Annotated in this window: 13 protein-coding genes; 9 read left to right on the top strand and 4 right to left on the bottom strand. The window is 66.8% G+C overall.

Going from position 1 to position 12,939, the window contains the following annotated elements:
• Positions 1 to 8 precede the first annotated feature (8 nt).
• From bioB to bioD, 5 genes are all read left to right on the top strand, one after another.
• Positions 9 to 1,091, top strand: a complete 1,083-nt coding sequence (gene bioB / locus CCR82_RS09100; protein WP_201245246.1) for a biotin synthase BioB — start codon at positions 9 to 11, stop codon at positions 1,089 to 1,091.
• Positions 1,088 to 2,272: an 8-amino-7-oxononanoate synthase gene (bioF, locus tag CCR82_RS09105; RefSeq protein ID WP_201245247.1), complete on the top strand. Its 1,185-nt coding sequence runs from the start codon at positions 1,088 to 1,090 to the stop codon at positions 2,270 to 2,272. The genes bioB and bioF overlap by 4 nt, the downstream gene beginning before the upstream one ends.
• Before the next feature lie 210 nt (positions 2,273 to 2,482).
• Positions 2,483 to 3,343 (top strand): alpha/beta fold hydrolase, encoded by an 861-nt coding sequence (locus tag CCR82_RS09110; protein WP_201245248.1) that lies wholly within the window; start codon positions 2,483 to 2,485, stop codon positions 3,341 to 3,343.
• On the top strand, positions 3,340 to 4,221 hold the full coding sequence (gene bioC / locus CCR82_RS09115) for a malonyl-ACP O-methyltransferase BioC (RefSeq protein WP_201245250.1): 882 nt from the start codon (positions 3,340 to 3,342) through the stop codon (positions 4,219 to 4,221). Before CCR82_RS09110 ends, bioC begins: the two co-directional genes overlap by 4 nt.
• A 2-nt stretch (positions 4,222 to 4,223) precedes the next feature.
• Positions 4,224 to 4,952: a dethiobiotin synthase gene (gene bioD, locus CCR82_RS09120; RefSeq protein ID WP_338073143.1), complete on the top strand. Its 729-nt coding sequence runs from the start codon at positions 4,224 to 4,226 to the stop codon at positions 4,950 to 4,952.
• Here the strand turns inward: bioD and CCR82_RS09125 are convergent.
• The 4 genes from CCR82_RS09125 to CCR82_RS09140 form a co-directional block, all read right to left on the bottom strand.
• Positions 4,949 to 5,398 carry a PIN domain-containing protein gene (locus CCR82_RS09125; protein ID WP_201245255.1) on the bottom strand — a complete coding sequence of 150 codons (450 nt, stop codon included), beginning with the start codon at positions 5,396 to 5,398 and terminating at the stop codon, positions 4,949 to 4,951. The genes bioD and CCR82_RS09125 overlap by 4 nt on opposite strands.
• Positions 5,395 to 5,643 (bottom strand): type II toxin-antitoxin system Phd/YefM family antitoxin, encoded by a 249-nt coding sequence (locus CCR82_RS09130; protein WP_201245256.1) that lies wholly within the window; start codon positions 5,641 to 5,643, stop codon positions 5,395 to 5,397. The genes CCR82_RS09125 and CCR82_RS09130 overlap by 4 nt, the downstream gene beginning before the upstream one ends.
• 162 nt (positions 5,644 to 5,805) lie before the next feature.
• The gene (gene recN, locus CCR82_RS09135; protein ID WP_201245257.1) at positions 5,806 to 7,476 is read right to left on the bottom strand and encodes a DNA repair protein RecN; all 1,671 of its coding nucleotides are present in this window, start codon (positions 7,474 to 7,476) and stop codon (positions 5,806 to 5,808) included.
• The gene (locus CCR82_RS09140) at positions 7,470 to 8,351 is read right to left on the bottom strand and encodes an NAD(+) kinase (RefSeq protein ID WP_201245258.1); all 882 of its coding nucleotides are present in this window, start codon (positions 8,349 to 8,351) and stop codon (positions 7,470 to 7,472) included. Before CCR82_RS09140 ends, recN begins: the two co-directional genes overlap by 7 nt.
• A gap of 274 nt (positions 8,352 to 8,625) precedes the next feature.
• Here CCR82_RS09140 and hrcA point away from each other — a divergent pair, with 274 nt between their 5' ends.
• From hrcA to CCR82_RS09160, 4 genes are all read left to right on the top strand, one after another.
• A complete protein-coding gene (gene hrcA, locus CCR82_RS09145) occupies positions 8,626 to 9,687 on the top strand; it encodes a heat-inducible transcriptional repressor HrcA (RefSeq protein WP_201245292.1) in 1,062 nt (353 codons plus the stop codon).
• Between the two features lie 89 nt (positions 9,688 to 9,776).
• Positions 9,777 to 10,427, top strand: a complete 651-nt coding sequence (grpE, locus tag CCR82_RS09150; RefSeq protein ID WP_201245259.1) for a nucleotide exchange factor GrpE — start codon at positions 9,777 to 9,779, stop codon at positions 10,425 to 10,427.
• A gap of 169 nt (positions 10,428 to 10,596) precedes the next feature.
• Positions 10,597 to 12,543, top strand: a complete 1,947-nt coding sequence (gene dnaK / locus CCR82_RS09155) for a molecular chaperone DnaK (RefSeq protein ID WP_201245260.1) — start codon at positions 10,597 to 10,599, stop codon at positions 12,541 to 12,543.
• A gap of 133 nt (positions 12,544 to 12,676) precedes the next feature.
• On the top strand, positions 12,677 to 12,939 hold a 263-nt coding region (locus CCR82_RS09160; protein WP_201245261.1), incomplete at its 3' end, for a DnaJ domain-containing protein.

The following is a 12,939-nucleotide window of genomic DNA, read 5'->3' on the forward strand; positions in this document are numbered from 1 at the left end:
CCTCCGTTATGTCGCCATCCCTACAGTGCGCCCCCGTCTCGCTCGAAGACGCAGCCCCCCTTCGTCACGACTGGTCGATCGACGAGGCCAGCGCGTGCCTGGAACAACCGTTCAACGACCTGCTGTTCGCCGCCCAAACGACTCATCGCGCACACTTCGATCCGAACCGCATCCAGGTCAGCACCCTGCTCAGCATCAAGACCGGCGCCTGCCCGGAAGACTGCGGCTATTGCTCGCAGAGCGCCAAGCACGACACCGGACTCGAGCGCGAGCGCCTGTTGCCGGTCGACGAGGTGCTGCAGGCCGCGCGCGCCGCCCGCGGGGAGGGCGCGACCCGCTTCTGCATGGGCGCGGCCTGGCGCAACCCGACCGACCACAACCTGGAACAGGTGATCGCGATGGTGCGCGGCGTCAAGGCGCTGGGCCTCGAGACCTGCGTCACGCTGGGGATGCTCGAGCACGACCAGGCCCACCGGCTGCGCGAGGCGGGGCTCGACTACTACAACCACAACCTCGACACCTCGCCCGAATTCTACGGCCAGGTCATCAGCACCCGCACCTACCAAGACCGGCTCCAGACCCTGGAGTACGTCCGCGAAGCCGGCCTCAAGACCTGCAGCGGCGGCATCCTCGGCATGGGTGAATCGCGCCGCGACCGCGCCTCCATGCTCTGTCAGCTCGCCAACCTGCCAGCACATCCCGAATCGGTGCCGATCAACCTGCTGGTGCAGGTCGAGGGCACCCCGCTGTTCGGCACCGAGGCGCTCGATCCGCTCGAGCTGGTGCGCACCATCGCCACCGCCCGGATCATGATGCCCGCCTCCTATGTGCGCCTCTCGGCCGGACGCGCCAGCCTCTCCGATGAACTGCAAGCGCTCTGCTTCGCCGCCGGCGCCAACTCGGTGTTCTATGGCGACCGGCTGCTGACCACCGACAACGCCGAGGCCGCGCGCGACCAGCACCTGTTCGCCCGCCTCGGGCTGCAGCCGGAAGTCGCCGAGACCGAGGGGCGCGACCAGCCCGGTGCCTGTCACAAGTCGATCGACCGCCAGGTATCGGCGAGCGACACCGCAACAGTCGCCAGACCGTGATCGAACTTGCCGCTGAACTCGCCGGTTTACGCCAAGCCGGCCTGCATCGCCAGCGGCGCCTGCTCGCCGGGCCGCAGGGCGTGCGCCCGCGCATCGATGGCCGCGAACGACTCGCCTTCTGCAGCAACGACTACCTCGGCCTCGCTGCGCACCCGGCGGTGATCGAAGCCCTACGCGAGAGCGCCGCGCGCGACGGCGTCGGCAGCGGCGCCTCGCATCTGATCAACGGCCACCACCAGGCCCACGAAGCCCTCGAAGAGGCGCTTGCCACCTTCCTCGGCCGCGAGCGCGCGCTGCTGTTCTCGACCGGCTACATGGCCAACCTCGGTGTCATCCAGGCCCTCTGCGGCCGTGGCGACCAGATCCTGGCCGACCGGCTCAACCACGCCTCGCTGCTCGACGGCGCCCAGCTCAGCCAAGCCCGCTTGCGCCGCTATCCACACGCCGATACCGAGCGCCTGCGAGCCCTGCTCGGCAGCAGCCGCGCAGAGGGCAGCCTGATCGTCACCGATGGCGTGTTCAGCATGGACGGTGATCTCGCGCCGATCCCCGCGCTAGCCGCCATCGCCAACGCAACCGGCGCCGTGCTCATGCTCGACGACGCCCACGGCATCGGCGTCCTCGGCGCCAACGGCCGCGGCACCCTCGAGCACGCCGGCTTTCACGGCGACGAGGCACAAGCTGCAGTCCCGATCCTCATCGGCACCCTCGGCAAAGCCCTTGGCACCTTCGGCGCCTTCGTCGCCGGCAGCGCTGAGCTGATCAACTTTTTGATCCAGCGCGCGCGCAGCTACATCTACACCACCGCACTGCCGCCCGCGCTCGCCAGCGCCAGCCTCGCGGCGCTGCGAATCGCCGCCCACGAGCCCGAGCGCCGCGACCATCTTCAGCGCCTGATCAACCGCTTTCGCGCCGGCGCCCACACACTGGGCCTGGCCCTCGCCGATTCGCCGACCCCGATCCAACCGCTGATCGCCGGCGATGTCGACACCGCCCTGCGCTGGAGCCGCTTCCTCGAAGACAACGGCTTCCTGGTCACCGCGATCCGCCCACCGACCGTCCCCCAGGGCGCCGCGCGCCTGCGCATCACCTTCTCGGCCAGCCACGCAGACGCCGATATCGATCGCCTCCTCGACACCCTGGCCAAGCTTCCAAATAGCGCCCCCAAGGAGTCGCAATAGGCCAGAGGTGCCGGTGTCGGCTGGCGGGCGCCGGGGGTGTGCACAGCAAGGATGCTGTGCGCAAGCCTCCAAGGACGGATTCACGGCGTCCCCCGGCGCCCGCCAGCCGACGCCGGCACAAACGCCAAGTTAGGCCATCGCAGCAAAACCGCGACACACTCGACCAACGCGAGCAAGACAATTCTACACGCACCAAGCTCACCAACAACGATGCACCACGACCGACCCACTCTCGTCCTGCTCCACGGCTGGGGCATGAACAACGGCGTCTGGGACGCGCTCCCGGCGGCGCTCAGCGAGCGCTTCCACCTGCACCCCATCGAACTCCCCGGCCACGGCCACGCGCCCTTCCAACCGCATTGGCGCGATCTGCCGGACTGGGCCGACGCCGTGCTCGCCCAAGCCCCCGAGCAGGCCATCTGGCTTGGCTGGTCGCTTGGCGCCCTGGTCGCGCTGCAGGCCGCGCTCCAGACGCGCAGCCCAGGCCGACCTCTTGGCCCCGGCCAACACACACCCGCTCAGCACGCACTCGCCCGCAGCCTCGCCACCAGCCAGACTCCCAGCCAACGCCCGCCCGCCAGCCGCATCCGCGCCCTGATCCTGGTCGCCGCCACGCCGCGCTTCGTACAAGCCGCCGACTGGCGCGCCGCCATGCCCGCCGCCACCTTCGACGGCTTCCACGGCACGCTGCGCGACGACCCCGACACCACCCTCGAACGCTTCCTCGCGCTGCAGGTGCGCGGCAGCCAGGACGCCCGCGAGACCCTGCGCCGCCTGCGCGCCGGCCTCGCCGAACGCCCCCAGCCGCACCCGGAGGCGCTGCTCGCCGGCCTCGACCTGCTGCGCGAGGACGACCTGCGCGCACGCCTCGCCGATCTCGAGCAGCCCGCCCTCTGGCTGTTCGGCGAGCGCGATACCCTGGTGCCGGCCGCCGTCGCCGAGCGGGTTGCGCTGTTGATGCCCCAGGCCCAATGTCGAACCATCGCCGGTGCCGCCCATGCGCCCTTGCTCTCGCACGGCAACGAGGCCGCTGATCTCATCACCGCCTTTCTCGACGAGACCTCCCCATGAACCCGATCGACAAACGCGCCACCCGCCGCGCCTTCGAGCGCGCCGCGACCAGCTATGACGAAGCCGCCGTGCTACAGCGCGAGATCAGCACGCGCCTGCTCGAGCGGCTCGACTATGTGCGCCTGCGCCCGGCGACCATCCTCGACCTCGGCTGCGGCACCGGCCAGGGCATCGACGCCCTGGCCAAGCGCTGGCGCCAATCCCGGATCATCGCCCTCGACCTCGCCGAAGCGATGCTCCAGCGCGCCCGGCGCCGGGGCACCTGGCTGAACCGACCGCGCCCGCTCTGCGCCGATCTCGAGGCGCTGCCGCTGGCCGACGATTCGGTCGATCTGGTGATCTCCAATGCCACCCTGCAATGGGCCGGCGATCTCGCGCACGCCTTCGCCGAGCTGCGGCGCGTCCTGCGCCCCGAAGGCCTGCTGATGTTCACCACCTTCGGCCCGGACACCCTAATCGAGCTGCGCCGCGCCTGGGCCGCCGCCGATGGCGGTGCCCATGCGCATGTCAGCCCGTTTTTGGATATGCACGATATCGGCGATGCCCTGGTCCGGGCCGGTTTCGCCGATCCGGTGATGGATGCCGAGCGCATCACCATGACCTATGCCAACGTGCGCGACCTGATGCGCGACCTCAAGGCCATCGGCGGGCGCAACGCGCTGCACGAGCGCCCGCGCGCGCTGACCGGGCGCGCGACCCTGGCGGCGATGGAGGCAGCCTATGAGCAAGAACGGCGCGACGGGCGCCTGCCCTCGACCTGGGAGGTCGTCTATGGTCAAGCCTGGATGCCGGCCGGGACCAAGGCACCCGCGCAGCAACAGACCGCCGACGGGGTCGCGATCCCGCTCACGGCCATCCCGCGCCGGGCCGCGCGATGAGCGTGCCGAGCACTGACGGCGATGCGCCCGCTCAAGCGCGCGGGCAAGGGCTGTTCGTCACCGGCACTGACACGGAGATCGGCAAGACTGAGGTCACGCTCGGGCTGATGTCCGCCTTGCAGCAGCGCGGCCTGCGCGTGCTCGGGATGAAACCGGTCGCCGCTGGGTGTGCGATGACGGCGGACGGTCTGCGCAACGAGGATGCGCGGCGCATCCAAGCCCAGGGCTCGCGGCCGGTTGCCTATGCGCAGATCAATCCCTGCGCCTTCGCGCCACCGATCGCGCCGCACATCGCCGCCGCGCAGGCCGGTGTCGAGATCGCGCTCGCGCCGATCCAGGCCGCCTACCAGGGGCTGGCGGCACAGGCCGACTGGGTCATCGTCGAAGGCGTCGGCGGCTGGCGCGTGCCGCTCGGGCCAGAACTCACCCTGGCCGACTTGCCGCGAGCGCTCGAACTCCCCGTGCTGCTGGTAGTGGGCCTGCGGCTCGGGTGTCTGAACCACGCCCTGCTGAGCGCCGAGGCGATCCACACCTCGGGCCTGCCACTGGCGGGCTGGATCGCCAACGGCGTCGATCCGGCGATGGCCGCCGCCGAGGACAATCTGGCCACGCTCCACGCTCGGCTGCCAGCGCCCTGTATGGGCGTTGTCCCGTACCTGAAGCGTCCAACCCCCGAGCGCGTCGCCGAGCACCTGCAGGGCGCGCTTGCTTTCACAAGCGCCGCCCTTTAAGGCGGGGTAGTTGACTCGCTATCGATGGCTTGATCCCAAGGATTGACCAAGCACACGCCAGGCAGCTCGAAGTCGGCCAGGTTGCGTGTCACCAGGGTCAACCCATGCACCAAGGCGGTTGCTGCGAGCAGGCTGTCAATGGTGGGAAGCGGCCGACCTGCCTCGACGCACAGTCGGCCCCAGCGCTCAGCCACGGCTAGATCGACCGGCAACACGTGTGGCCCGAACCAGGGCAGCAGCCGTTGTTCGAGCCAGTCGCCGAGCGCCGCCCGCTTCTTGCCTTGTTCAAGTTTTTCGATACCTTTGCGGATCTCGCCGATGGACAGGACGCTGAAATGGAGCCGGTGGTCGTCGGCTGCGGCGAACCAATCGAGCACCGCTTGGCTCGGCTGTTTGCGCTGCAATTCGGAGACGGTGTTGGTGTCGAGCAGAAAGCCGCCGCTCACAGGTCGATGTCCCGCGTCAGGGACTGGTCGCGGCTGAGGTCGATGTCGGTATCCATCAGGGGCGAGCTGCGAATCAGCTCGACGAAGCTTGGTTTTGGTTTCACTAGGCGCCGGTAGTCTTCCGCAGACACCACCACCACAGCGGGCTCGCCGCGCAGGGTGATCTCCTGCGGCTCACGCTCGGCTGCGAGCCGGACCAGCTCGCTGAGGCGTGCCTTGGCGTCTTGCAGTGCCCATTGTCTCATGTCGGCCTCCTGGATTAGCTAGTCTGTCTAGTCAGTTAGGCCCGAGTATAGTCCAGCGGCGAGCTTCGGGGGCGGCAGGAGCGAACTCGCTCGCGACCGTTCCCTTGCTTGGCGCCTGATCCATTCGTCAATCTCCGCGTCTGGGTTGGCCATCGGAGTGTCCTAGCCGCCGCTGAGCCGCAACATCTCGGCCGCGTGCGCGCGCGTGGTCTCGGTGATCTCGGTACCGCCGAGCATGCGCGCGACCTCGTCGATGCGCTGCTCGGCATCCAGTGGATCGATGCGGGTGAAGGTCTGATCCTCGCGTGCGGACTTCTGCACCCGCAGATGCTGATGCGCTTGCGCGGCAACCTGCGCCAGGTGGGTCACGCAGAGCACCTGCCGGTTCTCGCCGAGGCGACGCAGCAAGCGGCCGACGATCTCGGCGACACCGCCGCCGATGCCGACATCGACCTCATCGAAGACCAGGGTCGGGATGCCGCCGACCTCGGCGGTCGCGACCTGAATCGCGAGGCTGATGCGCGAGAGTTCGCCGCCGGAGGCGACCTTGGCCAGCGGCTGCAGCGGCTGGCCCGGATTGGCGCTGACCAGGAACGCGACGGCGTCGAGCCCCTGGCTGCCGATGGTCTCGGCCGCGCCCGGCTCGACCTCGACCTGGAAGCGCCCACCGCCCATGCCCAGCTCCTGCATCGCCGTGGTCACGGTCTCGCTCAGGCGCTGAGCGGCTGCGCGGCGCGAGGCACTCAGCGCCTCGGCGCGCTCGAGCAGGGCCGCGCGGGCCTGCTCGCGCTCAGCGGCCAGCGCCTCGAGCGACTGATCGGCTTGCTCCAGTCGCTGCAGCTCGTCGCGACGCTCGGCGCTGAAGGCGAGCAACTGCTCGGGCGCGACACGGTACTTGCGGGCGAGGTCATGGATCTGGCCGATGCGCTGCTCGACCACCCCGAGGCGGGTCGGGTCCATCTCGAGTCCATCCAGGTAATGGCGCAGATGCGCGGCCGCCTCCTCGATCTGGACCGTGGCGCCGTCGATCAGCTCGCGCGGCTCGCCCAGACTGGGATCGATCGTGCTCAGGCCGCTGAGATCGGCGCTGGCGCGGCCGAGATGATCGCGCAGTGACTGCTCGCCTTCGTAGAGCCGTTCGACCAGCGTCGCCGCCGTGGCTTGCAGCTCGCCCTGATTGGCGAGCCGGCGCTGCTCGGCGTCCAGCTCATCGAGTTCGTGCTCGCCGAGTTCCAGGGCCTCCAGCTCCTCGAGCTGGAAGCGCAACAGCTCGAGGCGCTCCTCGCGCTCGGTGCGCGCCTCGGTCAGGGTCTTCCAGCGCTGATCGAGCGCGCGGTAGCGCCGGTAATGCTCGGCGACCGCGCTGGTGAGCGCCTGGTGCGCGGCATAGCCATCGAGCAGCGTGCGCTGCGCGGCCGGCCGCAGCAGCGACTGATGCGCGTGCTGGCCGTGGATGTCGACCAGCAATTCACCGAGCGCGCGCAGTTGGGCGCTGCTCACGGCTCGGCCATTGATGGTGGCGCGGGCGCGTCCACGGCGCACCAGTACGCGCCGGATCAGGCACTCGTCGCCGTCGTCGAGCGCCTGCTCGGCGAGCCAGGCGCGTGCCGGCGGGTTGTGGGTGATGTCGACATCGACGCTGATCTCGGCGCGCTCGCAGCCGCTGCGGATCAGGCTCGCATCGGCCTTGTCGCCCAGGGTCAGCCCGAGCGCGTCGATCAGGATCGACTTGCCCGCCCCGGTCTCGCCGGTGAGCGCGGTCAGGCCCGGCCCCAGCTCGAGTTCGAGCTGGCTGACGATGACCAAGTCCTGGACGGTGATGAGGTTCAGCACGGCGTATCGGAGTGGGTGTGGCCGCCCCAGCCGAGCTTGGCGCGCAGGATGCGGTAGTGGTTATGATCGTGCGGGTGCAGCAGGCGGATGCGGCGCGGGCTGCGCTCGATGCGAATGGTGGCACCGGCCTCGAGGGGCAAGTCGACCTGGCCGTCGCAGGTCAGGCGCACCTGCTCCGGCTCCAGGTTGCAGATGCGGATCTCGATGCGGCTACCGCCCGGCACCACCAGCGGCCGATTGCTCAGCGTGTGCGGACAGATCGGCACCAGCAGCAGGGTGTCGAGCCGCGGATGCAGCAGCGGGCCACCGCCGGAGAGGGCATAGGCGGTGGAGCCGGTCGGGGTGGCGACGATCATGCCGTCGGAGCGCTGGGCATTGATGAACTGCCCGTCGATGTAGGTCTCGAACTCGATCATGCGCACCGAATTCCATTTGTGGATCACCACATCGTTGAGCGCGCGCTTGGGCGCGGCTTGCTCGCCCATGCGCGCGTCGAGCAGGATGCGGGTGTCGGCCTCGTAGGCGCCGGCGAGGATCTGCTCCAGGCGCGCCTCGATCTCATCGGGCAGGATGTCGACCAGGAAGCCGAGGCGCCCGAGGTTGATGCCGACCAGCGCGACCTCGTGCTCGGCCAGCACCCTGGCGGCGTGCAGGAAGGTGCCGTCGCCGCCGACCACCAGCACCAGGTCGCAGTGCTCACCGATGCTATCGATACTGACGCCATCGTGGCGTTGCAGCAGAGCCGCCGTGGCCTGCTCGAAGGAGGTCCGCACCCCGTGCGCGCCGAGATAACTGACAGCGCGCGCGAGCGTGGTCGCGACGCGCGGATCATCATGCTGTTTGGCGATGAGGCCGATGTGTTGGAACCAGGCCATCGATGGCGCGCGACTCCTTGGGAGACGAGGATTGATAGGGACACAGGGGGTTGGCGAGGGTGGGGCCTGCGCGCACCCGCACCAGGCTCAACGGTAGCATGCAGCACCGAGCGCGCCAATCATCGCCGGGACACTTCTTGACATCATCCGGCGAGCCCCTTAGATTGAACGCGTTAGCACTCGCCAGATAAGAGTGCTAACAATCGATTGACCGCCTGAGATCCCGGATGTGAAGGGTTTCGTTCAGCCGCCAGTGAGTGACAATCTCGTGCCGATGGACTCCAGAGCCAGTGGTCGCTTTGCCGAAGGCCAGGTCAGCGAGCGCGCGCTGCACTTCTTGAAGGTGCTCGTCGAGCGCCATATTCGCGATGGCCAGCCGGTCGGGTCGCGTACCTTGGCGCGCGATACCGGGCTCGATCTGAGCCCGGCGACGGTGCGCAATGTGATGTCGGACCTCGAGGATTTGGGGCTGGTCTCCTCGCCGCACACCTCGGCGGGGCGGGTGCCGACCGCCTCGGGTTATCGCCTCTTCATCGATAGCCTGCTCAAGGTCGCGCCGCTGACCGAGTCGGATGTGACCATGCTGCGCGATCAGTTCGCACGCAGCACGGATACTGCGACGCTGATTCAAACCGCCTCGCGGGCACTGTCCGGCGTGACCCATCTGGCCGGGCTGGTGATGGTGCCCCGGCACGAGCGCGAGGTGTTTCGCCAGATCGAGTTCGTCGGCCTCTCGGGGCGGCGGGTGCTGGCGATCCTGGTCACTGGTGACGGCGAGGTGCACAACCGGATCCTCGAGACCGAGCAGCCACTGCCGGCCTCGCAGCTCGAGCAGGCGTCGAATTATCTGACGCAACTGTTCAACGGCCACGAGATGCGCGAGGTGCGCCGACAGTTGATGGCCGATCTCAAGCAGACGCATGCGCACATGGACGAGCTGATGATGCGGGCGGTGATGATGGCGCAGCGCGTCATCGAGGCCGCCGAACACAAGGACGATGTGATGATCGCGGGCCAGACCAATCTGATGGAGTTCACCGAACTCTCCAGCATGGATCGGCTCAAGGCGTTGTTCGACGCCTTCACCGAGAAGCGGCAGATCCTGGATCTGCTCGATCGCTGCATCGAGGCCGAGGGGGTGCAGATCTTCATCGGCGAGGAGTCGGGCTACGCATTGCTCGACGACTGTAGCGTGGTGACCGCCACCTACCGCGTCGAGGATCAGGTGTTGGGCGTGCTCGGGGTGATCGGCCCGACGCGGATGAATTACCAGCAAGTGATTCCAGTGGTCGATGTGACGGCGAAGCTGCTCGCGGCAGCCTTGCGCGGGCGCTGATTGGCGACAACCTAATATTCAATGCGAGAGGCCAAGGGGCGCGTCCGCGGCGCGGTCGCTGTCCGCCTGGTGGCCCGGAGAGGTTAGAGATGACGAAGGAGCAAGACGACGCACGCACCCCGCTCGAGGGCGTTGATGAGACGCCGAACAGCGAAGAAGCGGCGGACGCCGACGGTGATGAGCGCGAGGCATCGGTCTTCGATGAGGATGCGCTCGCGTTTGATCGGTCTCAGTCCGGTTTGAATCAGTCAGACTCGGAGCAGCCCGATCCAGCCGAACTGACTATGCTGCTGGAAGATTCGCGCGCGAAGGCTGACGAGGCCAATAATCAACTGCTCCGACTCCGCGCCGAGATGGAGAACATGTCGCGGCGCCAAGCCAAGGAACTCGAGAATGCGCACAAGTTTGCGCTCGAGGGCTTCGTCAAGGAATTGCTGCAGGTCCGCGACAGTCTCGAACTCGGCCAGGCCGCTGCCGAGGCCCCGGATGCCGATGTCGCCAAGCTGCGTGAAGGGACCGAACTGACCCTGAAATTGCTGCGCGACGTGATGACCAAGTTCGGCGTTGAGCGCATCGAACCCGAGGGTGAGCCCTTCAATCCGGATTATCATCAGGCGATGTCGATGCAGCCGCGCTCCGATGTGCCACCAAATACTGTGGTCAACGTCGTGCAGAGTGGTTACCTACTGAATGGCCGTTTAGTGCGCCCGGCGTTGGTCATGGTGTCGCAAGCGGCTTGATTGCACGAGATCAGCCAGCGTCTTGAAAGCCGCTGCGGTCCTGCGGCAGTACCGCGAGAACGCTTGAGAATCACAGGGTTTTGCCCCAGATCCTGCGCCAACGAATGGGTTGGGGTTACCCAGCCGACCACGAATATCAAACCAATTTGACTTAATTCGGAGAGAAACCATGGGAAAGATCATCGGTATCGATCTCGGTACAACAAATTCTTGTGTCGCCGTCATGGAGGGCGATAAGTCCAAAGTGATCGAGAACGCCGAAGGCGATCGCACCACACCGAGTATCGTCGCCTTCACCAATGACGATGAGGTCCTGGTGGGCCAATCGGCCAAGCGTCAAGCGGTCACCAACCCGGCCAATACCCTGTTTGCAATCAAGCGCCTAATCGGACGGCGTTACGAGGATCAGGTGGTCGGTAAGGACAAGGACATGGTGCCGTACAAGATCGTCAAGGCTGACAACGGCGATGCCTGGGTCGAGGCCAACGGCAAGAAGATGGCGCCGCCCGAGATCTCGGCCAAGATCCTGCAGAAGATGAAGAAGACCGCCGAGGACTACCTGGGCGAGAATGTCACCGAGGCGGTGATCACGGTGCCAGCTTACTTTAACGACTCGCAGCGCCAGGCGACCAAGGATGCCGGGCGCATCGCCGGTCTTGATGTCAAGCGCATCATCAACGAGCCGACGGCGGCCTCGCTCGCCTACGGCATGGACAAGAAGCGCGGCGATCAAAAGCTCGCGGTCTATGACCTTGGTGGCGGCACCTTCGATATCTCGATCATCGAGATCGCCGAGATCGAGGGCGAGCATCAGTTCGAGGTGCTTTCGACCAACGGTGATACCTTCCTCGGTGGCGAGGATTTCGACCTGCGCATCATCGACTTCCTCGCCGACACCTTCAAGAAAGAGCAGGGCGTCGATCTGCACAATGATCCGCTCGCGCTGCAACGCCTGAAGGAGGCTGCCGAAAAGGCCAAGATCGAGCTGTCTTCGAGCCAGCAGACCGATATCAATCTGCCCTATATCACCGCCGATCAGACCGGGCCGAAGCATCTCAACGTCAAGCTGACACGCTCCAAGCTCGAGTCGCTGGTCGAGGATCTGGTCGATCGCACCATCGGGCCTTGCCGCACGGCGCTGAAGGACGCGGGCATTGGTGCCGGCGACATCAGCGAAGTGATCCTGGTCGGTGGCCAGACCCGCATGCCCAAGGTACAGGCCAAGGTCGAGGAGTTCTTCGGCAAGGCGCCGCGCAAGGACGTCAACCCGGACGAGGCCGTGGCGGTCGGCGCGGCAATCCAGGGCGGTGTGCTCGGCGGTGGCGTCAAGGATGTCCTCTTGCTCGACGTGACTCCGCTGTCGCTCGGCATCGAGACCCTGGGCGGTATCATGACCAAGCTGATCGAGAAGAACACTACGATCCCGACTTCGGCCAATCAGGTGTTCTCGACCGCCGATGACAATCAGACCGCCGTGACCGTGCATGTGCTGCAGGGCGAGCGCGAGCGGGCCGCCGATAACAAGTCACTCGGTCGCTTCGATCTTTCGGACATTCCGCCAGCGCCGCGCGGCGTACCGCAGATCGAGGTCAAGTTCGATATCGACGCCAACGGCATCCTGAACGTCCATGCCAAGGACAAGGCGACTGGCAAGGAGCAGTCGATCGTGATCAAGGCCAGCTCTGGCCTCTCGGATGACGAGGTCGAGCGCATGGTCAAGGATGCCGAGGCGCATGCCGATGACGATCGCAAGTTCCATGAGCTGGTCGGCGCACGCAATCAGGCCGACTCGATCATCCATGCCACGCGCAAGTCGATGGAACAGCTCGGCGATGAGAAGCTCGAGGAGGGCGAAAAGGAGCGCATCGAGAGCACCATCAGTGAACTCGAGGAGGCCATGAAGGGCGAGGACAAGGACAAGATCGAGTCGCTGACCCAGGCCCTCGGTGAGGCTTCCGGTAAGATGGCCGAGCGGCTCTATGCCGAGGATCAGGGCGGTGAGGCTGGTGGTGGCTCAGGTGCGGCTGGTGAGGCCGGTGCCGGCGAGGGCGCGAACGCGCAGAGCGATGATGTGGTCGACGCCGAGTTCGAAGAGGTCAAGGACGATAAGCGCTAGGCCGCGCGCCATGCCCTGAGTGCCTGCGCTCCTGCCAGGCGACGGCGCGTAGGCATGGGCCCACGCGCCGTTTCGTTTTCGATCGCCCCCGCGATCTGGATTTCTGTTTCCCAACGACTGACCGATTACGCGAATGTCCCAGCGCGATTACTACGACGTCCTCGGCCTGAGCCGAAATGCCAGCGAGGAGGACATCAAGAAGGCGTTTCGGCGTCTCGCCATGAAATACCATCCGGATCGCAACCCGGATGATGCCGAAGCGCTTGCCAAGTTCAAGGAAGCCAAGGAGGCGCACGACGTCCTCACCGATGCCCGCAAACGCAGCGCCTACGATCAGTTCGGCCATGCCGGCGTGAGTGGGCAAGGCGGTTTCGGGGGTGGCGGGGGGCCGGGTGA

Source organism: Halochromatium salexigens (genome assembly GCF_016653295.1).
Lineage (GTDB): Bacteria > Pseudomonadota > Gammaproteobacteria > Chromatiales > Chromatiaceae > Lamprobacter > Lamprobacter salexigens.

Coding starts and splice junctions, on each gene's coding strand:
- dnaK (WP_201245260.1), top strand. CDS start 10,597: ATGGGAAAGATCATCGGTATCGATCTCGGTACAACAAATTCTTGTGTC.
- hrcA (WP_201245292.1), top strand. CDS start 8,626: ATGGACTCCAGAGCCAGTGGTCGCTTTGCCGAAGGCCAGGTCAGCGAG.
- CCR82_RS09110 (WP_201245248.1), top strand. CDS start 2,483: ATGCACCACGACCGACCCACTCTCGTCCTGCTCCACGGCTGGGGCATG.
- bioB (WP_201245246.1), top strand. CDS start 9: ATGTCGCCATCCCTACAGTGCGCCCCCGTCTCGCTCGAAGACGCAGCC.
- CCR82_RS09130 (WP_201245256.1), bottom strand. CDS start 5,643: ATGAGACAATGGGCACTGCAAGACGCCAAGGCACGCCTCAGCGAGCTG.
- CCR82_RS09140 (WP_201245258.1), bottom strand. CDS start 8,351: ATGGCCTGGTTCCAACACATCGGCCTCATCGCCAAACAGCATGATGAT.
- bioC (WP_201245250.1), top strand. CDS start 3,340: ATGAACCCGATCGACAAACGCGCCACCCGCCGCGCCTTCGAGCGCGCC.
- grpE (WP_201245259.1), top strand. CDS start 9,777: ATGACGAAGGAGCAAGACGACGCACGCACCCCGCTCGAGGGCGTTGAT.